Origin of the sequence: Comamonas suwonensis (assembly GCF_012844455.2) — a bacterium.
Taxonomy (GTDB): Bacteria; Pseudomonadota; Gammaproteobacteria; order Burkholderiales; family Burkholderiaceae_C; genus Comamonas; species Comamonas suwonensis.
In genome coordinates this window covers 1-22,453 of the sequence record NZ_JABBCQ020000020.1, presented here as the reverse complement: position 1 = coordinate 22,453, position 22,453 = coordinate 1, and the positions used below count along the sequence as shown (strand labels likewise).

The window sequence follows — 22,453 nt, the reverse complement described above, 5'->3', positions numbered from 1 at the left end:
TATCAGATTCAAGCGCAAGCAGCTCCTTTTTTTGGAGTGCCTGGTTCGATACTTACAGCTCGCCGTAGCTATGCAGACCGGACAGGAACATGTTCACACCCAGGAAGGCGAAGGTGGTGACAGCCAGTCCAGCCAGCGCCCACCAGGAAGAGATGGTGCCACGCAGGCCCTTCATCAGGCGCATGTGCAGCCAGGCGGCGTAGTTGAGCCAGACGATCAGCGCCCAGGTTTCCTTGGGGTCCCAGCTCCAGTAGCCGCCCCATGCTTCAGCCGCCCACAGCGCACCCAGCACCGTGGCGATGGTGAAGAAGGCAAAGCCAACCGCAATGGCCTTGTACATCACGTCGTCCAGAATTTCGAACGAAGGCAGACGTGCGGCAATACGCTTGCGGGCCAGCAAGATGCCAGCCACGATCAGCGCGGAGATGCCAAAGTACACCATCCAGTAGCTGCCGCCGTTTTCAGTCGCTCCCTTGCGAAAGACGATGGGTTCAAAGCACAGCACCACGCCCAACAACCACAGCGGGGCCAGCTTGTACCATTTGGTCTCTGTCGCCTGCTGCTTGATGAGGTAGGCAAACGCCACCATGGCCGACAGCGCAAACGTGCCATAACCAATGAAGTTGGCAGGTACATGCAGCTTCATCCACCAGCTTTTAAGGGCAGGCACCAGAGGCTGAATTTCATGCGCTTGACGCACCAGCGTGTACCAGAGCAAGAAGCCAACAGCAGCGCTGACGACCAGCATCACAAAGCCGCCCAGAGCGCGGGTATCGTAATGCTGCTCGTAATACAGATAGAACAGAGCCGTCATCCAGCAGAACATCACGAACACTTCGTAGAGGTTGCTGACGGGAATGTGACCAATGTCCGCACCCAGCAGATAGCTCTCGTACCAGCGCACCATGGTGCCGACCAGCGCCAGAACCACTGCCAGCCACGCCAGGCGCGAGCCCAGCAGCGACATGACGGATTGCTCGCTCTTGGCAAACACGCCCACCCAGTAAAAGATGGTGCTGATGAAGAACACCATGCTCATCCACAGAATGGCGGACTGGCTGGAAAGAAAGTATTTCAGGCCAAAGACCGTTTCAGATCGCGCCAGCTCGCCGCCTTCGGCCCCCTGATACAGGCCGACAGCCATGAGCGAGAAGCCCGCCACGGTCAGCATCAGCACGGCCAGCGGTCGCCAGAACCAGCCCAGCCAGATCATGGCCGGTATGGCGGCAAGCAAGATGCCCTTCTCATACACGTCCATATAGGCGGCATAACGCTGCAGCGCATAGCCCAGCCCCACGACCACCACGACCGCAAACAACCAGTCAAACCAGTTGCGGCGGGCGAGGTAGCCTTCGTTCAGTGTCAGTGTCGTGGTTGCGGTGTTCATACAGAACCTCCGGGAGTCTTCTTTTGTACGGGTGTGGCCCCGATTAGCTTATCGGCCAGCATGGTGAATTCGCGGTCGCCATCCATGGTCTTGCGATTGGTGGACAAGGCCATATTGGCATGACTTGCGCCATTCGATGGGGTCAGCCAGATCCAGATACGGCGGTCACGCACATACAGCATGGCAAATACGCCAATGATCAGGAAGAGGCAGCCCAGGTAAACAATATTCTTGCCAGGGGCGCGTGCCACCTGGAATACGCTGGCCTGCACCTGCGTGAAGTCCTTCATCATGAAGATCACGGGCGCAGGGTAGAACTGGGCATCGCTAAGCGAGAAGACAGACTGGGTCATGAAGGCCTGCGTCTTTTCATCATTCTCAAAGGGCTTGTGCCCGGCCTGCTGGCGCACCTGCTGGGCCAGCTCGAAGAGCACGCCGTTCAGAATGCGCACCAACACCTCGCCGGCGCGCTCGCGCTCAGCTTCAGGGACATTGCTGTCCATGAAATTGGAAATGGCTTGCAGACCGCCCAGAGGCTTACCCTCTGGGCCCTTGATCTTGCTGTCCTGACCGGCAAACAGCTCCAGTGCCTTGAGAGCGGACTGGGTCAGCGGCTCGGCCAGTTCAGGTCGGGACACATCCACGGCCTTTTGCACATAGGCGCGTGCGGCCTTTTCAGCCAGCGCCTTGTTCTGCATGGCCTGGCGCAGGTTCAGGAAGGTGTCCATCGTGCCTTCGGGGTCAGCAGGCACACGCAGATAGCGCAGCTCTTCGGCGGGGTTCTCGCGCACGCCCAGCAGGAAGACAGGCTGACCTTCGCCTGTATCCACCGGCAGCATGTAGTTCTGGAACTCACGCGCCTGGCCCGAGGCATCGCGCAGCTTGTAGCCCACACTGGGGCCAATATTGCGCAAGTCCTTCTTGTCCGTTGTCTTGTGGGCCGCGCCCAGACGCTCATCAATCGCCTGCTTCAGGTCAACCTTGCGCACATCAGTGCCCGCCGCGCCGCCCTTGTTCTGTCCGCCAAAGTTTTCGACGTTGATGGTGCGCAGCGCTGTGTATTCCAGCGTGACCTTGTCTTGCGAGCCATCGGCCAGCTTGCGCACGAATTCGGTGGAGTTGCCGATCACGCCTTCCACATCAAAGGGCTGCGAAATGCCGTCCATAGGCACAGCGTGCAGCTTGACGGTGGAGCCGCCGTCATCAAAGCTGCTTTGGTAGATTTCAATGCCTTTGTAGCTGGCCGGATGATTCACTTCGATACGCTTTTCCAGCTTTTCGCCGGTTTCGCGGTCATGAATCACAACTTCGCTGGCAAACAGCTTGGGCATGCCGGTGGAGTAGTACTCCACGATGAATTTTTTGAGCTCAACCGAAAATGGCAGCTCTTGCAGCAAGATACCGTCTGATTGATTCAAGATAGCAGTACCCGACTGCGTTCCTTCAGACACCATGAGGTTGCCGCGGAACGTCGGGTTCTTGATGGACAGGCGGTGCTGAGGCGCTACATCCGAAATCATGCCGCCGCCTGTGTATGGCGTCTTGCCACCCAGCAGCATCTGGGCGCGCACCACCAGGTCACCATCAAACAGGCCGCCAATACAGATCAGCACAATGGCAGAGTGCGCAGCGATATAACCCAACTTGTTGGCAGAACCCGCTTTGGCAGCCAGCATCCAGCCCGTGCCGGGGCCTGCTGCCGTATCACGCTGCTGCATCTTGACCTTCCAGCCACCCTTTACCAGTTGCTGGCCAATGCGCTTGGCCGCTTCTTCGGTGCTGCCGGGCACATCAGCTTCGGCACGGTGACCAAAGGCTTTCAGGCTTTGCTCGCGAATGTTTTCCTTGTAATTGCGGATATCAGCCAAATATTTGGGAGCATGGCGACTCACGCACAGCGAGGTGCTGATCACCAGAAACGCCAGAATCAGCAAGAACCACCAGGCGCTGTAAACCGCATTGAGCTTGAGCACCAGAAACAGTTGGGCCCAGAAGGGGCCAAACTGGTTGACGTAGTTGACCAGTGGCTCATGCTGCTTGAGCACCGTACCAATGACCGATGCAATGCAGATCACCGTCAGCAGTGAAATCGCAAAACGCATGGAGCCCAGCAACTCCGTGGCCGCGCGCACGGCCGGTGAGCGGGAGGAGTCACGATCGGAAAGTGGAAGGTCTGACATGAACGATTTGAAGTATCCGGACGCAAAAAGGCGGGGCCATCTGCTGAACTAGCCGATGGGCCCGCCTGACTTGGGGGATGAAAAATGCCTGAAAGTTCCCGGAGTCACCCCAGCATCTGGTGAAAAGGATTTTTAACGCAAGCCAGCTATATAGTCTGCCACGGCCTTGATTTCGCGATCATTAAGCTTTGCAGCAACCTGAACCATGGGAATGCTATTGGTGCGCTGACCATCGCGGAAAGCGATCAGTGTTTTAACGGTGTAATCAGCATGCTGACCCGACAGACGAGGGTACTGGGCCGGAATACCTGCACCGTTGGGGCTGTGGCAGCCAGCGCAGGCCGCAACCTGGCGCTCCTGAATACCACCACGGTAAATGCGCTCACCCAAGGCAATCGAATCCTTGTCCTTGGAGAACCCATTCTTGGGGGCCTGAGTGTGCAGCCAGGCGGAGATATTCTTCATATCACCATCGCTCAGCGACGAGGCAAAGCCCTTCATTACTGGATCATTGCGCTTGCCGTCTTTAAACTCGCGCAGTTGTTTGACCAGATACTCTGGGTGTTGCCCTGCCAGCTTGGGCTGCAGGGGAATGGTTGAATTGCCATCAGCAGCATGGCAGGAGGCGCAAACCGCCCCATAACTGGCTTGCCCTTTGGCAGCATCTGCTTTAACAGGTGTTTCTCCCGCAGAAAATGCAGGAAAGGCAGGTGCTGCGAAAATAACAGCAGTCAGCAAAGAGGCAAGCAACTTCATATCAAGGGGCTGGGTCTATTGTTGAGAGTGCGAATCCTCCAAATTCTACAATGGGCCTCCCTGAAATAGTTACCGTCATGACCCATGCTTCCCCGGATACCACAGCCGGAAATACACATTCTTTGATCGACAGCAAGCTTGCGATGGGCTGGATGCACACTGCGCGCTTCTTTACCACCGCAGCCCAGCTCAATCAGCTGCCTCCGATCAATGTGCCCGAGATCGCCTTTGTGGGCCGATCCAACGCCGGCAAGTCCACAGCCATCAACACGCTGACTCAACAAAAGCAGCTGGCCTTTGCCTCCAAGAAGCCCGGCCGCACTCAGCACATCAACCTGTTTGCCCTCGGTAAGCAAGGCGTGACAGACGCGATACTGGCTGACTTGCCCGGCTACGGCTACGCCGCTGTGTCCCGCGAAGACAAGCAACGCTGGCAGCGCGTGATGCTCAACTACTTGATGGAGCGCGAAAGCCTCACGGCCGTGGTGCTTCTGTGCGATCCACGCTTGGGCCTGACCGAGCTGGACGAAGCCCTGCTCGAAGCCATTCGTCCCCGCGTCGAAGCAGGCCTGAAGTTCCTGATCGTGCTGACCAAGGCCGACAAGCTGACCCGCGCCGAGCAGGCCAAGATTCTCTCCATTACCAAGCTCAATGCGGGCGGTGGCGAGGTGCGTTTGTTCTCTGCCCTCAAAAAGCAGGGCGTGGACGATGTGGCCCAGCTGCTGTGGCACTGGTGCCACCCCGAGGGATTGCCCCAGGCAACCCCCGTCGCCGAAGCGACGCCTGCAAACAACGCCCCTGCGCAAAATCAGCCCTAGGCGCTTATTTGGCAAGCGCCAGAAGCTACAAACAGGAGAGCTTCATGGTCACGACTTGCATGCACCCACTGGCGACAGGCATCACGCTTGAGTGCCGCACCAGCGGCCAGCCCGGCCAGCCCCTTCTGCTGTTTCTGCACGGCTTCCCCGAAGGGGCTTTTATCTGGGATGAGCTGCTGAAGCACTTTGGCGCCAGCTACCGCTGCGTAGCACCCAACCTGCGCGGCTATGGCCGCTCCAGCCAGCCCAGCGCCATCAGCGACTACCGCGCCAAGCATCTGGTTGATGACCTGGCCGCCTTGATCGCGCTTGAAAGCACTGAGAACCGCGCCGCCTGCGTGATTGCGCATGACTGGGGCGGAGCCGTGGCCTGGGGCCTGGCTAACCGCTACCCCAAGCAGCTGCAACGGCTGTTAATTCTCAACTCCCCGCATCCCGGCAGCTTTTTACGCGAACTGCAGACAAATCCTGTGCAACAGGCCGCCAGCCAGTACATGCACTTTCTGCGCAGACCAGATGCTCCCGCCCTGCTGGCAGAAAACCGCTGGCAGCGCATGCTGGGCTTTTTTCAGAACCCCGATGGCAGCCAGCCCGCTTGGCTGACCCCCGAGCTAAAGCAGCAATACCGAGAGCATTGGGACTTGGGCGTGCATGGCGCCTGCATGTTTTACGCAGCCAGCCCGCTGGTGCCGCCCCAGCCCGACAGCAGCACCGAGGATTTACAGGACATTCGCGGCCTGAGCCTGCCCGATGAAATGCTGCATATCCCCGTGCCGGTGCGCATTCTCTGGGGCGATAGCGATATCGCCCTGCAACCAGCCCTGCTCAATGGACTGGAGCAATGGGTGCCGCAGTTGACGGTGGAGCATTTAAAGGGTTGCAGCCACTGGGTAACGCATGAGCAGCCCGAGGCCGTGCGGCGCGCATTAACGGAATTCTTAAAGCAAAACAGCTCCTGAAACAGAAGCTGCTTGCGCATACTCATCAAAAGCTAGAAGCCATTTTGAGCATTATTCTTTGGTGTACAGCGATGCTTCGCCATCCGGGCGTGTCTTGAAACGTTTGTGCACCCAGTAGTACTGCGGAACCATGGTCATGATGGCAGCCTCCAGCTCACGGTTCATTCGGGCCGTATCGGCTACATGATCATCCGTAGGGAAGTTTTCCCAGGCGGGTGTCAGCTCAGCCACATAGCCTTCAGGCGTCATACGGTTGTACAGCGCTACTACCTTGGCCTTGCCCAGTCGTGCAAAGCGCGAGAGCGAGGGAATCGTGGCCGTGTTCTCCACTGCGAAGAACGGCACAAAAACCGAGTCGTTCTTGCCATAGTCCATATCGGGCAACAGATACAGCAACCCACCCTTGCGCACGCAGGAGATGATGGGTTTCACCCCATCTGCACGGTTCAGCATCTTCACGTTGCCAAAGCGCTGACGACCGGTCATGAACCAGGCATCCAGATCAGGATCCGGGTTGGTTGCGAAGATGGATGTGAACTCGCGCTCGGTATTGAGCGGCAGCGCCAGCCCACCGGCATCCATGCTGTAGAAGTGCGGCGCAAAGACGATGGTGGGCGCATCGCCTTCCAGCTCATGCGTAGCGCCCACCAGCTTTACGCGGCTGCGCACCAGCTCTTCAGAGCCGAACCACAGCCAGCTTCTGTCGAGAAACGTCTGGCAAAAGACTTCAAAAGACTCTTTCGCCCATGCTTTGCGCTGTGCTTCGGGCACATCGGGGAAGCACAGCTCAAGATTACGCAGAGCAATACGGCGGCGCTGGCCTGCCACCACAAACAGCACGCGGCCAATGAATTTGCCCAACCCGCGCAGCATGGGCAGCGGCAGCTTGGCCAGCACATGCATGAAGCCAATGGCGATCTTGCTGCCGCTCATGCGTTTTCTCCAGGTTTCACAAAAGCTGCGGCTTCGCTGCGCTCCACGCGCGGCTGCTTGTAGCGGCCGTAGCCCCACAAATATTGCTCAGGGCACTGGCGAATGGTTTTTTCCATGGCCAGATTGATTTGCAGCACGCAAGCCTCCAGCGTGGTGGCATCCGTCATGGGCCACTCTTCAAAATACAGGGTGTAGCCCCGTCCCCAGCTCAAACGTTCGCAACGGGCAAGCACTACAGCCGCACCAGTTTGCAGCACCAGCCTGGCCGCCAGCGTCATCGTGTAAGCATCTCGGCCGAAAAATGGGGCCCATGTGCCCTGTCCATCCGGCGGTACCTGGTCGGGCAGCAAGCCCACAGCCTCACCCTTGCGCAAGGCCTTGATCATTTGCCGCACACCAGACAGCGTGGTGGGCACAGCCTGCACACCCGGGCGATTGCGTGCGGTTTCCAGAATTTCAGCCAGCCAGCTCTGGCGCGCCGGGCGATAGAGCACGGTAATGTTGCCGTGCTCAGCCGACCAGCGCTGCGCAGCGGCCTGTACCGACATCTCAAAGCAGCCCAGATGCGGCGTTAAAAAAACGAGGCCCTTACCTTGTGCATAGGCCTTTTCGACACATTCCCCGTTGACGATGTTGCAAGGCGGCAACTCCTTCCCCAGCCAGATGCGCGGCATCTCAAACACCATGCGCCCGGCATGGCCGACCGCAGAGCGCACCTGCCCAAAGCGGTAGCCCGCCTGCGCCGCATTGGCCGAAAAACGGCGTCTGTAGGTCGGCGAAAGAAGCAAAATCAACCAGCCCATGGCTGCACCTAGCATGTGCAATAGCCACAAAGGCAGCGCTGCAAAGAGTCGAAACAGGGAAGGCATTAGAATAGTGGGGTCGCTGAGTTAAAGAGCAACTTGCAGGGCGACGTTAAAACAAAACTGCTAAAGCGTTCGCCAGACTTCGAAGCTCAGGCAACGCAATTGCCCAAGCTACAAGGAGTTATATCAATGGCGAACAGCGATTTTCTGTTTACCTCGGAATCGGTTTCTGAAGGTCACCCCGACAAGGTCGCGGACCAGATCTCTGATGCGATTCTGGACGCTATTTTCACCCAAGACCCGCACAGCCGCGTGGCAGCCGAGACACTGACCAACACCGGTCTGGTGGTATTGGCAGGTGAAATCACCACTGGCGCGAATGTGGACTACATCCAGGTCGCACGCGACACCATCAAGCGCATCGGCTATGACAATACCGAATACGGTATTGACTACAAGGGATGCTCGGTTCTCGTCGCTTACGACAAGCAAAGCCAAGACATCGCCCAAGGCGTGGACAAGGCCAGCGATGACGAGCTGAACACCGGCGCTGGTGATCAGGGCCTGATGTTTGGCTACGCCTGCGACGAAACGCCCGAGCTGATGCCCGCGCCCATCTATTACGCACACCGTCTGATGGAACGCCAGGCCCAGCTGCGCAAGGATGGCCGTCTGCCCTTCCTGCGCCCTGACGCCAAGAGCCAGGTGACCCTGCGCTATGTGGATGGCAAGCCCCACAGCATCGATACCGTGGTGCTGTCCACCCAGCACAGCCCCGACCAGTCGGAAACATCGACCAAGATGAAGGCCTCGTTCACCGAAGCCATCATTGAAGAGATCATCAAGCCCGTGCTGCCATCTGAATGGCTGCTGGACACCAAGTACCTGATCAACCCCACCGGCCGTTTCGTCGTGGGCGGCCCTCAGGGCGATTGCGGCCTGACCGGTCGCAAGATCATTGTGGATACCTACGGCGGTGCTTGCCCCCACGGCGGCGGCGCATTCTCCGGTAAGGACCCAACCAAGGTAGACCGCTCGGCTGCTTACGCAGCGCGCTATGTGGCCAAGAACGTGGTCGCCGCCGGTCTGGCGCGCCAATGCCAGGTTCAAGTGGCCTACGCCATTGGTGTGGCTCGCCCCATGAACATCACCGTGTACACCGAAGGCACAGGCGTGATTCCCGATGCGGAAATCGCCAAGCTGGTAGCGGCGCACTTCGACCTGCGCCCCAAGGGCATCATCCAGATGCTGGACCTGCTGCGCCCCATCTACAGCAAGACCGCTGCCTACGGCCACTTCGGCCGCGAAGAGCCCGAGTTCACCTGGGAACGTACAGACAAAGCTTCTGAACTGCGCGCAGCCGCCGGTCTGAAGTAAACCACTGATGAGGCCCCGCGAAAGCGGGAGCATCGCTGCGAGGACGAAGTTCCATCGCGCTGATGTGAACGCTGACCATAAGGCGTAGAAGCCTTCGAACCCTCACACCAAGTCACCGAAAGAGATTTCGGTGACTTTTTTATTGTCAGATTCGACCTACGGGAATTTTCCCCAAATGAACACTAAAGGCTTGCGCTCACGCACTTAGGCTTGAACCATCGCTTCCGACAAAGGAGTCTTCGATGCTCAAGTGGGCCATTATTTTTGCCGTCATCTCCCTGGTGGCCGGTGTTTTCGGCTTTACCGGCGTAGCCGCAGGTGCCGCCGGCATTGCCAAGGTTTTGTTCTTTATCTTTATTGCGATTGCCGTGATCTTTGTGGTGCTGGCCCTGCTGGGCATAGGCGCAGTGAGCTAGAACGACTGATAGATTCCTTCCAAATAAAAATGCCTGCTCAGCAGGCATTTTTTACGCTCACCTCATAAGCCTCGGGGGCTCAGCGCCAGCTCCTGCCGGAAGGCCGGCTTGACCCGGTAGAGTTGAGCCGGCCTGTGCGCTCCCCCCTGCAAGGCACCCGGCACAGCCTCCAGCCAATCCATCTCATCCATCTTGCGCCTGAAACTGACCTTGTTCAAAGGCTCACCCAGCACGTTTTCATAGACCAGTTGCAGCTGCGGCAGCGTGAACGTCTCGCCACACAAATGCACGGGCAGCGAGGAATAAAGGCTTTTGCTGCGCACTCGCGCCAGCGCCGCATCCAGAATGGCGCGATGGTCAAAGGGCAACTGCGGCAGGGCCGACACGGGCACCACACACAAATCATCTCGCTGAGGCGGCAGGCTCTGCGCGGGCAGCAAGGCGCAATACGCTACGGCCACCGACCAGCCACGCGGGTCACGCGCCGGGCCGCTGAAAGTGGCGAGTTGCTCCAGATACGCGCCTTCAATACCCACCTTGGTCTGGAGGACCCGGGCCGCGCTGGCCTTGGTATCGGCATCTTCTGCGGTGTGGATAAAGCCGCCGGGCAAGGCCCACACGCCCGCAAATGGCGCAGCGGCGCGGCGCAGCAGCACAGCATGCAGTTGCTGCTCGACCAGCGTGAGCAGCACCACATCGACGCTGACCTGCACGGCTTCTCTGCGCTCAGTGGTTTGATTCATTTTTTTACCAACTCCATTTTCTTCGGTGTAATTATTTCACAGTCATCCAAAATTACTTAGTTGCAATTATGTTTTAAGTAATTTAAACTGCAGGCATTGCACATCGCCCAGAAGGTGAAGACCATGCGCCACACAGAGACCCAGTTACTCATCATCGACCCGCAGAATGACTTCTGCGACCTGCCTGAGAACTGGCAGCCTCGCTCGCCTGTGACTGAGCAAGTGATAGCACCCAGCCTGCCCGTGGCAGGTGCCCATGCGGATATGCAGCGCCTCGCCAGCTGGATTGCAAGCCAAGGTGAAAAGCTGGGCCAGATCACCCTCACCCTCGATTCGCACCAGAGCTATGACATTGCCCACCCCGCCTTCTGGCAACAGCGGGACGGCAGCGCAGTCACACCCTTCACCCAGATTACGGCTGCGCAGGTTCGGGCTGGCGACTTTGCCCCGCGCAATGCAGCAGAGCAGGCGCGCACGCTGCAATACCTGGATCAGCTGGAGGCACAGGGCAGCTACACCCTCATGGTCTGGCCGCTGCACTGCGAGATTGGCAGCTGGGGCCATGGCGTGCATGCCAGTGTGCTAACCGCCTGCCGCCAGTGGCAAGACCTGCAGCACCGCGCCGTGCGCCATGTCTTCAAGGGCATGAACCCGTGGACCGAGCACTACAGTGCCATCCGCGCCGAGGTCCCCGATGCGCAAGACCCAGAAACCGGCCTGAACACGGCCCTGCTGGCTCAGCTTCGCGCCAGCCACCAGTTCGTGATTGCCGGTGAGGCCAGCAGCCACTGCGTGCGCGCCACAACGGAGCACATTGTGGACAACTGGGGCAGCGAAGATTTCTCGCGCATCGTGCTGCTGACAGACTGCATGAGCCCGGTGGGCGGCTTCGAGGCGGCGCACACCGCCTTCCTGCAGCGCATGCATGCAATCGGTGTACGCTGCGAAACCAGCGCCAGCTTTAATTTATGAGACAAACAAGCCTCTAGCGCATACAAGACAAGCGCTAGCAGCTCACATTTTTGAAAAGAAAACGGTATGAGCCCGATCATCACCAACTTGCTGGACACAGACCTCTACAAATTCACCATGTGGCAGGCCATGCTGCACCGCCACCCCCAGACCGAGGCCGTGTACGAATTTGTCTGCCGCACGCCCACTGCCTTCCCGCTGGCCACTTTGCTGCCTGAGGTGAATCGTGAGCTGGACGCGCTGTGCAGCCTGCGCTTTGGCAAGAACGATCTGGACTATCTGGACAGCCTGCGCTTTATCAAGAGCGACTTCATCGACTTTTTGCGCATCTTCCAGTTTCAGCGCGCCTTCATCAAGGCATGGGCTGAAGGTGACACTCTGCACATCGAGGCGCGCGGCCCGCAAGTCCACGTCATGGGCTTTGAGATTTACGTGCTGGCCATCGTCAACGAGCTGTACTTCCGCCGTTTTGATGCCGAAGCCGCCATCGTCGAAGGCCGCAAGCGCCTGAGCCAGAAGCTAGAGCGGCTCAAGCACTTGGCCGTGGAAGCAAAGCTGCACAACCCCTTTGAGCTGTTTGACTTCGGCGTGCGCCGCCGCTACTCCGGCACCTGGCAGCGCGAGGTGGTGCAGGCCTTTGCCGGCGAGACTTCGCAGTGGTTCAAAGGCACATCCAACGTGCTGCTGGCGCGTGACCTGAACCTTGTGCCCATCGGCACCATGGCCCACGAATATCTGCAGACTTATCAGGCATTGGGCGTGCGGCTGCGTGACTTTCAGGTTGCTGCACTGGAAGACTGGGTTCAAGAGTACCGGGGCGATCTGGGTATCGCCCTGACCGACACCGTGGGCATGGATGCGTTTCTGGCCGACTTCGACATGTACTTTGCCAAGCTGTTCGACGGCCTGCGCCACGACTCCGGCGACCCGTTTGAGTGGGGCGAAAAAGCCATTGCCCACTATGAAAAGCTGCGCATTCCACCGCAAAGCAAGCGCCTCGTCTTCTCGGACGGTCTGGATCTGGACACCGCGCTGGCCCTGTACCACCGCTTTGCCGATCGCATTCAGTGCGGCTTCGGTGTTGGCACCCGACTGACCAACGATATGGGCCTGACCACCATCAACATCGTGATGAAGCTGACCCATGCCAACGGCCAGCCCGTCGCCAAGATTTCAGACTCGCCCGGCAAGACGCTGTGCAACGACGAAACTTATCTGGCCTATCTGCGCCAGGTTTTCAGCATTGCGGAACCCGCGGCCAAAAGGCCTGAAACCGTCTGACCTAGAGGAGAGAGCCATGTTGAAAGTCACCCTCGCCCAGCTCAACTACATGGTGGGCGACATTCAGGGCAATATCCGCCGCATGAGCGAAGCAGCAGCCAGGGCAAGCGCCGACAAGGCTGATCTGGTGGTGTTTTCCGAGCTGTCGCTGTCCGGCTACTACCCCGGCGACATGCTCGATGAACCCAGCTTTTTGCAGCGGCTTGACGCTGGCCTGCAAGACCTGCTGTCCGCCACACGCCAGTTCCCCGACCTGCACTGGGTGGTGGGCGCGCCCACCCGCCACAACGGCCCCGGCAAGCCGCTACACAACAGCCTGCTGGTTTTGCAAGACGGACAGATTCGCCTGCAGTACGACAAGCAGCTGCTGCCCACCTACAACATCTTTGACGAGCGCCGCCACTTCGAGCCCGGCGCAGACACGGCCAAGGTGTTGCGCGTGGGCAATTGCCAGGTCGGTTTTCTGGTCTGTGAGGATGGCTGGAACGACCAAGGCGCCGACTACGCCACCAACCCCTTTGTGCGCATGGGCGACGCTGCGCCGGACATGGTCATCAGCATCAACGCCAGCCCCAGCCACCTGGGCAAACGCGAGCAGCGCCACGAAGTCTTCACGCAGGCAGCGGCGCGCCACAAGCTGTCCATCCTCTATGTGAACCAGATCGGCGGCCAGGACCAGATCGTGTTTGACGGCGCATCGTTTGCCGTCGAGCCCGAAGCTGGTGTGGTGTTTGAAGCCAAGCGCTTTGAAGAAGATATCTACACGCTGGAGCTGGGTGACAACGGGCACTTTCAGACCGCCACCGGCCAAAAGCTCGGCCCAGTGCCCGCGCAAGGCCTATCCACCATGGAGTTCTACCGCCAGCAAATCGTGCTGGGCCTGCGCGACTATGCGCGCCGTTGCGGCTTCAAGCAGGTGGTGGTGGGTAGCTCCGGCGGTATTGATTCGGCGCTGACAATGGCTCTGGCCGTTGATGCGCTGGGGGCGGACAACGTGGTCGGCATCACCATGCCGTCCAGCTACTCCTCCGCGGGCTCGGTCGATGATTCGGTAGATCTGTGCCGTAATCTGGGCATCAAGCTGTACGAGCACCCCATCAAGGAACTGGTCACCACCTACGCGCGCCAGTTCGAGGCAAGCTTTGGCGAAGCTCTTCAAGGTTTGGCACTGGAGAACCTGCAGGCCCGCGCTCGCGGCACCACGCTGATGGAATTCAGCAACGCCTTTGGCAACCTGCTGCTGACCACAGGCAACAAGTCCGAAGTCTCGGTGGGCTACTGCACGCTATATGGCGACACCAATGGCGGGCTGGGCTTGCTGGGCGATTTGTACAAGACCGAGGTCTTCGAGCTGTCGCGCCACATCAATACCCACGCGGGCCGTGAGCTGATTCCGCAAATCATCATCGACAAGCCGCCATCGGCCGAGCTGGCCCCCGGCCAGAAGGACGAGGACAGCCTGCCGCCCTATGCCGTGCTGGATGAAATCCTTAAATGGCATATTGAGGGCCAGCACCTGTCCAGCAAAGAGTACGCCCATGCCGCCGCGTTTGTGGAAAAGCTGCGCACCCAGAGCGGCGGGCCCGAGATCATTGCCCGTGTGCAAAAGCTGGTGTTCCGCAGTGAGTACAAGCGCAGACAGGCCCCGCCCATGCTGAGAGTGCGCCCTCGCGCCTTTGGCACCGGCCGGCAAATGCCAATTGCGGCACACTATGAGTAAGCCTTAATCAAAAAGTGAGCAGCTTGCGCTTGATGAACATGCGCAAGCGCCTCTTTGAGCCAATATGCCCAACTTCGGGCGCTGATTTCTGTACGGGTTTTGCTTTCATGCCTCAAGCCAGTTCCCACACCGCCAGCAAACGTGTCATCTCTGCTGCGCCAGAGACTCTGCCCACCTCGATGCCCCTGCATACCGCCGTGCTGATCGGGCGCTTTCAGCCACTGCACAACGGGCATATGGCACTGCTGCACGCAGCGCTAGAGCGCGCCCGCCAAGTGGTGGTGGTGCTGGGCAGTGCCTGGCAGGCCCCCAACCCTAAGAACCCCTTTAGCTGGCAGGAGCGCGCGCAGATGCTGCGCGATGCGCTATCAAAAGAGGATGCAGAGCGCGTTCAGTGCGTGCCCGTACGCGACTATTACAACGAGCCGCTGTGGGTCAATGCCGTGCGTGACGCCGTGCAAGCCCATGTTCCCGAAGGTGCCAGCGTAGCACTGGTCGGCCACTTCAAAGACTCCAGCAGCAGCTATCTGGCACGCTTTCCGGGCTGGGAGCTGATCAGCCTGCCCCGTCTGGGCCAGTTTGATGCCACGCCGCTGCGTGACATCTTCCTGGGCGAAGGCAGCGCATCGCCTGAAGCCATGGATGCAGCACTGGGCAAGCTCTCCACCCATATGCCCGAAAGCACGCTGGCCTTTTTGCGTCACTGGGCCCACACGCCTTTGTATGTGCGCCTGCAAAAAGAGTGGCACATGCTGCAAGCCTATAAAGAGGCCTGGGCCAAGGCCCCTTACGCCCCCCTGTTTGTAACGGTGGATGCCTTGCTGCGCTGCCACGCCAAGGGCCAGGGCCATGTGCTACTGATTCAGCGCGGCCATGCGCCTGGCGTGGGCCTGTGGGCCTTGCCCGGCGGCTTCCTGGAGCAGCGCGACAGCCTGTGGCAATCCTGCGTGCGTGAGTTGCGCGAGGAAACCTGCTCCTCCATCAGCGAGGCCGATTTGCTGGCCGCCGTGCAAGCCGTGCAGGTGTTCGACCACCCGGACCGCAGCCTGCGCGGCCGCACCATCACCCATGTCCACTACCTGGATCTTGGCATGCAGCCCGCCCTGCCGCCCGTTCAAGGCGCAGACGACGCCGCGCTGGCACGCTGGGTGCCGATTGTCGATCTGGCGCAAATGGAAGGGGAATTTTTTGAAGACCACTTCCAGATCCTGTGCCAGTTCCTGCCCATCACGCTGATCCACGGCGAGCAGCCTGCCAGACAGGTCGCTTAAGGCGCAAAAATCATAGCTGCCAGCGCTTATTCAATAAGCGCTTCAGCCCTTTTTTCTCTAAAAACAATCATGAGCACGTTGAACATCCGCCCCGCCACCGAGCAAGACATCGACCTCATCCTGCACTTTGTGCGCGAGCTGGCGATCTACGAAAAAGCCGAAGACGAAGCCAAGGCCACGCCTGAGCATGTGCGCCGCACGCTGTTTTGCGAGCACCCCACCGTTTTTGGCCTGATTTGCGAGGTCGATGGCAAGGCCGTGGGCTTTGCGGTGTACTTCTTCAACTACTCCACCTGGCAAGGCCAGCATGGCCTGTATCTGGAAGACCTCTACATCACTCCCGATGCACGCGGCCACGGCGCGGGCAAGGCGCTGCTGCAGCGACTGGCCCAGATCGCCATCGACAAGAACTGCGGCCGCTTTGAATGGAGCTGCCTTGACTGGAACACACCATCCCTGAAGTTCTACGACAGCCTGGGTGCCCTGCCGCAAACCGAGTGGATTCGCTACCGCATGACAGGTGACGCCCTGCAAGCACTGGCCAGCGGCCAGAAAACCGTCAGCTAATCCCTATCAAAAGCATTCAGAGTGATGCGCGCTGCCCAGCAAACTAGCGTGCACTCCCTTATCAAATGACGAGTACGCAACTTCAACACTATGTGGAGCAACAGCTTGCGTCAAAATGGGTGGTTTTGCATAAAAATAACAAGGCGGCTATCAGGCTGGCCTTCACACTCATTGGAATCCCTTGATGCCTAGCTACAAAGAACTTATTGCTCGCAAAGACGAACTGGACAAGCGCATTGAAGAAATGCGCCACACCGAGGCCAAAGAAGCCCTGGCCACCATCAAGCAATTGATCGACACTTTCGGCTTTACCTCGCAGCAAGTTTTCCCCTGGAAGCCTGAAGAGAAGAAAAAGGTCGAAGCCAAGTACTACGACCCCGAAAGCGGTGCCAGCTGGACAGGCCGCGGCAAGCCGCCAAAGTGGATTGAGGGCAAGGATCGCAGCCAGTACGAGATCAAGACCACCCCGGTGATCGACTACAGCGCACCCCTCGACGAAAAGAATCCCTTCCCGGTTCAGTAAGTCGCAGCGCCCATTGCCACTTGGACTGGTGCAGGCGCTTTGAGCATTTGCACCAGCGCCGCCACATTCAGGCACTGAATCAGCAAATCGCCGCCATTAGCCTGGATCAAGCGGTCCACCAGCGCATCCGCCGAATGGGCCAGCGCAGGCGCAGCACGCAGCTGCCGCGCATCCAGTCTGGCAACCCCCTCCAGATCGCTGACCAGCAAACCCAGCTTCAGCCCCTGGTGCGCCAGCACAATCACCTGACTTTGTTGGCTTCTGATCAGCGGCTTGCCGTAGAGCAAAGCACCCAGATCAAACACCCAGACATAGCCCGCCACAGCACCTTGGCTGCGCCGCGCCAATGTGCCCACGCAGTGAGGCAAGCGCCCTGCTGAGATGGGAGCAATTTCAGCGGCGCTTTGCGCCTCCAGCACGCAGGCTGCATCCAGAGCCAGCACGCTTTGCCCCACAAAGAACGTCGCCATCTCCATGCTTGCACCAGTTGTGGATGTGGCCGACGGCAGGCTCTGCACATGAGTATTGCGACGCCAGACTGCGGCTTGCGCATCCCCCTGCACCGGCCCGAAGGCCTGCACGGACAGGGCCAAAACATCTTCCTCATAGCCATCGCTGCGCTTGAACTCGCGGTAGCCGCTGCCTGCCGTCACCGCCACCACGCAGTACTGGCCTTGGTACGCCATGGCCCGCGAAATGCTCTGGCCTGCAGGCAAAGCCAGCATGTCTGCCGGTAAATCCAGCACCATGCCCGGCAGCATTTGCGCCGAGGATGAAGACATGACAACACCTGAGCGATTGAGATACGCGACCTGCCTGCTGCCAGCACCCTCCGCTCGATGCTCTGCCTGCGAGCCCAGCACACCTTGCAGCATGGCCTGAAACTCGCGTTGCGCATGGAAGATCAGGCCAATTCCACCCAGCAGCTCGCCGCTTGGAGAACGAATGGCAGCGTGATAAACATAAGTCGGCCCCGCCCCCTCATACAGCGCAGAAGGGCACCAAGCAGAGACGTGATAAGCCTGCGTGCCTTTCAAGGCCAGCACTTTGAGCAGGCTTTCCTGATCGACAAAGCGACCTGTCAACACATCCTCGGCCCCGCCTTGCAGGCTCGTCGCCACAATCTTGCCGCTGACGTCGTACACCATGATTTGCTGGTACACGGTGTAAAGCGCATGGATGGCCGTGAGCAACTCACACACTTCAGCGCTCGCATTTTCAGCCGCATTGCCTTCTTTCAGCGTTTGCAGCAAGGCTGGCAATTGCAGCGTCAACGCCCACCAGCGGCAGTCGTTGGCACGCTCGTAGAGATTGCGGTCCAGCAAATCCACCAGCAAACGCGTCAGCAAGCGGTTATCGTCCAGCGCCGTCGCCAGCACCGTGCTGTAGAGCGAGCGAATGGACTGGGTGAATACCTCGTTGGTGCGCGCGCCCGTCTCACCAATCTGCTCCAGCACGGCCTGCAATCTTGTGTTGTCCGCCTGCTTGCCTGCCGTCATGACCTGCCCGTTCCAGACCACACGCCTGATGGTGTCTGCCGCACTGCGAATCGCGTGTAAAGGTGGGCAAAAGCGATGCGCATGACTCAGCAAGCCCTGGGCCACCACCGCATCCACCTCTTGCAGGTCGCTATGCCCATGTGTGCCGAAAGCCAGCTCAAGCGGCACCATGATTTGCGCACGCCAACCTTTGGGGCCCCCATAGCCCTGATAGCCGGCCGAGCGTGCCGATTGCACCAAATAAGTGCGTCCGCCATGAATCCAGAGCTGGTTTGCACCATTCTTGCGAGACCTCACCTGCACACCCGCTGCAATCCAGTGCACATCGCTGCTGGCAAGCACCCGGTCTTGCTCATCCAGCAGCAGGGCTATGCTGGTTTCTGACTCATGAGCCGCGTCTGAACGTCGCCCGCTCCAGAGGCCCTGCATCTCGCCCTCAAAATCAAAGCACAGACACAGCACGCCCACAGGCATTTGCGTGACGGGGCTCAGCATACGGTGGGCATAAATCAGCCCACGAGATTGATCTGGCAGCAAGTCTGTGGCACCAAATGCCTGCACAAAGCTTTGGCTTTGCAGTGCCTGCGCAATCAGCGGGTCGCGGCATGGCCCACTTTGTAGGGCCCCGCCCTCCTGCGTGCTCGCCCGCACATAGCCTTCGCAATCGAGTAGCAGCACCTTTTGATAAACCGTGTACTTGCTGCGGTAGGCTAGCAGACGCTCAGTCATCTGCGCTTTATCGTCGTCCGTATGCATATCCAGCTCCGCCATAAAGCGGCAGAGCAACACATCGGTGGCCAGAAAGCCCACATCGGCCGTTCGCTCATAAAGATTGCGCACCAGCGTATCCATCAGATGCTGAGCCTGGCTGTGCAATCCACGCCTCACGCCCTCAATAGCCTGAGCCACCATGGAATGCACCAAATCCTGCTCCAGCTGCTCAAAGCCCTCCCGCGTCGCGGCCATCATGGGCAGCAGCGCTAGCGCCTCCTGCGGGCAATTCATCTTGGCAGATGACTCAATGAGCCGCCACATCAGGCTCAGCTCCTGCAGCGAACTCTCACATCGCGCCACCTGACGCATGTGAGGGATGAAGGCGTCTGTCTGCAGCAGGTCTTGCGCTTGCTGCACCGGGGCGGTGAGTTGTTTCTGAGGCATGCACTGGTGGAGCAAAACTCAGGCCTATTTGTAAAAACACGTTACATATAGAGCAGGACAAACCCTGAACTGCGAACAATTTGCCCTCTCAGCCCCCAAGGCTGGGTCTTGAAACCTCGGGAAATTGCCTTATTATTAGCACTCAAGGGGGTTGAGTGCTAACAGCTTGACCCTACATATTCCGAATGTCGGCCATGAAGGCTGGCAAGTCTTGTTTCAACTTTGTTGATGTATTTAGGAGTTGGTATGAACCTGCGTCCCCTGCACGATCGCGTGATCGTCAAGCGCCTCGAAAACGAAACCAAGACGGCTTCGGGCATTTATATCCCCGACAACGCCGCAGAGAAGCCTGATCAAGGCGAAGTGCTGGCAGTGGGTCCCGGCAAGCGCAACGACAAGGGCGAACAAATCGCTCTGAACGTGAAGGTCGGCGACCGCGTTCTGTTCGGCAAGTACTCTGGCCAGACCGTCAAGGTTGATGGTGACGAGCTGCTGGTGATGAAGGAAGACGACCTGTTCGCAGTCGTCGAGAAGTAATCCTTCCCGCATTACTCACATATTCATAGCTTCTGGCGCTTGATAGACAGCCGCTGGAAGCCTATTTGATACAGATTTGTAGGAGCCAAAAATGGCAGCAAAAGACGTAGTTTTCGGTGGTGAAGCCCGCGCACGCATGGTTGAAGGCGTGAACATCCTGGCTAACGCAGTCAAGGTCACCCTGGGCCCTAAGGGTCGCAATGTGGTGCTGGAGCGCTCGTTCGGCGCTCCTACCGTGACCAAGGACGGTGTGTCCGTGGCCAAGGAAATCGAACTGAAGGACAAGCTGCAGAACATGGGCGCTCAGCTCGTGAAGGAAGTGGCCTCCAAGACCAACGACATCGCTGGTGACGGTACGACTACTGCTACCGTGCTGGCTCAAGCCATCGTCCGTGAAGGCTCCAAGTACGTTGCTGCTGGCCTGAACCCCATGGACCTGAAGCGCGGTATCGACAAGGCTGTCGCCGCCCTGGTGGAAGAGCTGAAGAAGCAATCCAAGGCCACCACCACTTCCAAGGAAATCGCTCAAGTTGGCTCCATCTCCGCCAACTCCGACGAATCCATCGGCAAGATCATCGCTGACGCGATGGACAAGGTCGGCAAGGAAGGCGTGATCACCGTTGAAGAAGGCAAGTCCCTGGACAACGAACTCGACGTCGTTGAAGGCATGCAGTTCGACCGCGGTTACCTGTCGCCCTACTTCATCAACAACCCAGAAAAGCAAGCTGCTGTTCTGGACAACCCCTTCGTGCTGCTGTTCGACAAGAAGATCAGCAACATCCGCGACCTGCTGCCTACCCTGGAGCAAGTTGCCAAGGCTGGCCGTCCCCTGCTGATCATTGCTGAAGATGTCGAAGGCGAAGCCCTGGCAACTCTGGTGGTGAACACCATCCGCGGCATCCTGAAGGTTGTGGCTGTGAAGGCTCCTGGCTTCGGCGACCGTCGCAAGGCCATGCTGGAAGACATCGCCATCCTGACCGGCGGCAAGGTCATCGCTGAAGAAGTCGGCCTGGCCCTGGACAAGGTGACCCTGGAAGACCTGGGCCAAGCTCAGCGCGTCGAAATCGGCAAGGAAAACACCACCATCATCGACGGTGCTGGCCAAGCTGCTGAAATCGAAGCCCGCGTGAAGCAAATCCGCGCTCAGATCGAAGAAGCCACTTCCGACTACGACCGTGAAAAGCTGCAAGAGCGCGTGGCCAAGCTGGCCGGCGGTGTTGCCGTGATCAAGGTTGGCGCTGCCACCGAAGTCGAAATGAAGGAAAAGAAGGCCCGCGTTGAAGACGCCCTGCACGCTACCCGCGCTGCTGTGGAAGAAGGCATCGTGGCTGGCGGCGGCGTGGCTCTGCTGCGTGCCAAGCAAGCTGTGGGCGCACTGTCCACCGGCAACGCCGAGCAAGACGCTGGTATCAAGCTGGTTCTGAAGGCTGTGGAAGCTCCTCTGCGCGAAATCGTGGCCAATGCCGGTGGCGAACCATCGGTGGTGGTGGACTCTGTGTTGAAGGGTCAAGGCAACTTCGGCTTCAACGCTGCCAACGACACCTACGGCGACATGCTGGAAATGGGTATTCTGGACCCCACCAAGGTGACACGTACTGCTCTGCAGAACGCTGCTTCCGTGGCTTCCCTGCTGCTGACCACCGAGTGCATGATCGCTGAAGCCCCTAAGGCTGAAGGCGCTGGCGCTCCTGACATGGGCGGTATGGGCGGTATGGGTGGCATGGGCGGCATGGGCATGTAATTGCCAAGCTGCTGACTGGGTGCTTCAACCACCCGGTTCTGCTCAAAACAAAAAGGTCGCTTCTGCGGCCTTTTTGTTTTATCTAGTTTGCATTCACTACTCAGCCAAGAAAAAAAGCTAGCCAAGTTGATTGGCTAGCTTTTTGATCTTAATACGCTGAATATTAGAAGCGGTGACGCAGACCGATGGTAATCCCGGTACGTTTGGTGGCTCCATTCGTACCATCCAGAACTACACCCGCACCACCTTTGGTTTTTGTGTGATCAACCGCGAAATAAGCATCCGTACGCTTGGAGAAGGCATAGTCTGCAACAGCAACGATGAAGTCGGCTTTGCCATTGAATGCACCGCTAGACGATCCCGATTGCTTGGCATGGTAATAATGCAGACCTGCATTCAACTGTGGCGTAACTTGGTAGCCGAAACCGACTTTGAACATTTCACGCTTGTTGGCAAAGTTTGCAGGAGATGTCCCCGCAATAAAACCTCCGTTGGAAGAGCCTGACCAATATGCATTCAACAACCCGGCATCCAACATACCACCGCCAGTGATACCTGGAAGAGCATCCTTCACCTTATTCTGTCCATAACCAGCCATCAGGTACAGAGCGCCAGTACGATACGACCCACCCAGGGTCCAGGCATCTACTTTTGTTCCGGCAGGTAAAGTTGAGCTCTGATACGCTGCGCCGGCTGAAATACCATTGGCAGAATAGCGCAGATATCCACCTGCGGTCTTCAAAGCCAAACCACCTGGTGTCATATCAACGCCAGCACCTTTCTTGGCGAAAGTATTTCCTTCATCAAAG

At 58.6% G+C, this 22,453-nt stretch carries 20 protein-coding genes; 12 read left to right on the top strand and 8 right to left on the bottom strand.

What is annotated here, in order from left to right; genetic code table 11:
* Positions 1–52: 52 nt before the first annotated feature.
* From ccsB to HF327_RS18905, 3 genes are all read right to left on the bottom strand, one after another.
* Complete coding sequence (gene ccsB / locus HF327_RS18915) at positions 53–1,387, bottom strand: c-type cytochrome biogenesis protein CcsB (protein ID WP_198461889.1); 1,335 nt, start codon at positions 1,385–1,387, stop codon at positions 53–55.
* Positions 1,384–3,567 carry a cytochrome c biogenesis protein ResB gene (locus HF327_RS18910; protein ID WP_198461887.1) on the bottom strand — a complete coding sequence of 728 codons (2,184 nt, stop codon included), beginning with the start codon at positions 3,565–3,567 and terminating at the stop codon, positions 1,384–1,386. The genes ccsB and HF327_RS18910 overlap by 4 nt, the downstream gene beginning before the upstream one ends.
* A 132-nt stretch (positions 3,568–3,699) precedes the next feature.
* On the bottom strand, positions 3,700–4,323 hold the full coding sequence (locus HF327_RS18905; protein ID WP_198461886.1) for a c-type cytochrome: 624 nt from the start codon (positions 4,321–4,323) through the stop codon (positions 3,700–3,702).
* A 77-nt stretch (positions 4,324–4,400) separates the two neighbouring features.
* Here HF327_RS18905 and yihA point away from each other — a divergent pair, with 77 nt between their 5' ends.
* Together yihA and HF327_RS18895 are read left to right on the top strand one after the other, a co-directional pair.
* Positions 4,401–5,141, top strand: coding sequence for a ribosome biogenesis GTP-binding protein YihA/YsxC (gene yihA / locus HF327_RS18900; RefSeq protein WP_236024286.1), 741 nt, complete (start codon positions 4,401–4,403; stop codon positions 5,139–5,141).
* Positions 5,142–5,185: 44 nt separating this feature from the next.
* The gene (locus HF327_RS18895) at positions 5,186–6,100 is read left to right on the top strand and encodes an alpha/beta fold hydrolase (protein ID WP_198461884.1); all 915 of its coding nucleotides are present in this window, start codon (positions 5,186–5,188) and stop codon (positions 6,098–6,100) included.
* Positions 6,101–6,151: 51 nt separating this feature from the next.
* Here the strand turns inward: HF327_RS18895 and HF327_RS18890 are convergent, their stop codons facing one another.
* Positions 6,152–7,033: a lysophospholipid acyltransferase family protein gene (locus HF327_RS18890; RefSeq protein ID WP_198461882.1), complete on the bottom strand. Its 882-nt coding sequence runs from the start codon at positions 7,031–7,033 to the stop codon at positions 6,152–6,154.
* Positions 7,030–7,902, bottom strand: a complete 873-nt coding sequence (locus HF327_RS18885) for a lysophospholipid acyltransferase family protein (protein WP_198461880.1) — start codon at positions 7,900–7,902, stop codon at positions 7,030–7,032. Before HF327_RS18885 ends, HF327_RS18890 begins: the two co-directional genes overlap by 4 nt.
* Positions 7,903–8,028: 126 nt before the next feature.
* On the opposite strand from HF327_RS18885, the gene metK reads away from it, so the two are divergent.
* Both metK and HF327_RS18875 read left to right on the top strand, forming a co-directional pair.
* A complete protein-coding gene (gene metK / locus HF327_RS18880; RefSeq protein WP_099738770.1) occupies positions 8,029–9,216 on the top strand; it encodes a methionine adenosyltransferase in 1,188 nt (395 codons plus the stop codon).
* 242 nt (positions 9,217–9,458) lie between these two features.
* Complete coding sequence (locus HF327_RS18875) at positions 9,459–9,632, top strand: DUF1328 domain-containing protein (RefSeq protein WP_099738772.1); 174 nt, start codon at positions 9,459–9,461, stop codon at positions 9,630–9,632.
* Positions 9,633–9,694: 62 nt separating this feature from the next.
* Here HF327_RS18875 and HF327_RS18870 read toward each other — a convergent pair whose 3' ends face one another.
* The gene (locus HF327_RS18870) at positions 9,695–10,375 is read right to left on the bottom strand and encodes an NUDIX hydrolase (RefSeq protein WP_198461878.1); all 681 of its coding nucleotides are present in this window, start codon (positions 10,373–10,375) and stop codon (positions 9,695–9,697) included.
* Positions 10,376–10,498: 123 nt separating this feature from the next.
* Here HF327_RS18870 and HF327_RS18865 point away from each other — a divergent pair, with 123 nt between their 5' ends.
* From HF327_RS18865 to HF327_RS18840, 6 genes are all read left to right on the top strand, one after another.
* Positions 10,499–11,347: a cysteine hydrolase family protein gene (locus tag HF327_RS18865; protein WP_198461876.1), complete on the top strand. Its 849-nt coding sequence runs from the start codon at positions 10,499–10,501 to the stop codon at positions 11,345–11,347.
* Between the two features lie 66 nt (positions 11,348–11,413).
* Positions 11,414–12,628, top strand: coding sequence for a nicotinate phosphoribosyltransferase (gene pncB / locus HF327_RS18860; protein WP_198461874.1), 1,215 nt, complete (start codon positions 11,414–11,416; stop codon positions 12,626–12,628).
* Positions 12,629–12,644: 16 nt separating this feature from the next.
* Entirely contained in the window at positions 12,645–14,348 is a 1,704-nt protein-coding gene (locus HF327_RS18855) for an NAD+ synthase (RefSeq protein WP_198461872.1), read from the top strand.
* 107 nt (positions 14,349–14,455) lie between these two features.
* Positions 14,456–15,619, top strand: a complete 1,164-nt coding sequence (locus HF327_RS18850) for a bifunctional nicotinamide-nucleotide adenylyltransferase/Nudix hydroxylase (RefSeq protein ID WP_198461870.1) — start codon at positions 14,456–14,458, stop codon at positions 15,617–15,619.
* A gap of 69 nt (positions 15,620–15,688) precedes the next feature.
* The gene (locus tag HF327_RS18845; RefSeq protein ID WP_198461869.1) at positions 15,689–16,186 is read left to right on the top strand and encodes a GNAT family N-acetyltransferase; all 498 of its coding nucleotides are present in this window, start codon (positions 15,689–15,691) and stop codon (positions 16,184–16,186) included.
* Between the two features lie 184 nt (positions 16,187–16,370).
* A complete protein-coding gene (locus tag HF327_RS18840; protein WP_099738781.1) occupies positions 16,371–16,709 on the top strand; it encodes an H-NS histone family protein in 339 nt (112 codons plus the stop codon).
* Here HF327_RS18840 and HF327_RS18835 read toward each other — a convergent pair.
* Entirely contained in the window at positions 16,703–19,366 is a 2,664-nt protein-coding gene (locus HF327_RS18835) for a chemotaxis protein CheW (RefSeq protein ID WP_198461867.1), read from the bottom strand. The genes HF327_RS18840 and HF327_RS18835 overlap by 7 nt on opposite strands.
* A gap of 246 nt (positions 19,367–19,612) precedes the next feature.
* Between HF327_RS18835 and groES the strand changes: the two genes are divergently transcribed.
* Positions 19,613–19,903 (top strand): co-chaperone GroES, encoded by a 291-nt coding sequence (groES, locus tag HF327_RS18830; protein ID WP_099738785.1) that lies wholly within the window; start codon positions 19,613–19,615, stop codon positions 19,901–19,903.
* Positions 19,904–19,994: 91 nt separating this feature from the next.
* Entirely contained in the window at positions 19,995–21,644 is a 1,650-nt protein-coding gene (gene groL / locus HF327_RS18825; RefSeq protein WP_099738787.1) for a chaperonin GroEL, read from the top strand.
* Positions 21,645–21,807: 163 nt separating this feature from the next.
* On the opposite strand, the gene HF327_RS18820 is transcribed toward groL, so the two are convergent.
* Positions 21,808–22,453, bottom strand: a 646-nt coding sequence (locus HF327_RS18820; protein WP_198461865.1) for a porin, incomplete at its 5' end; no start/stop codon positions are given.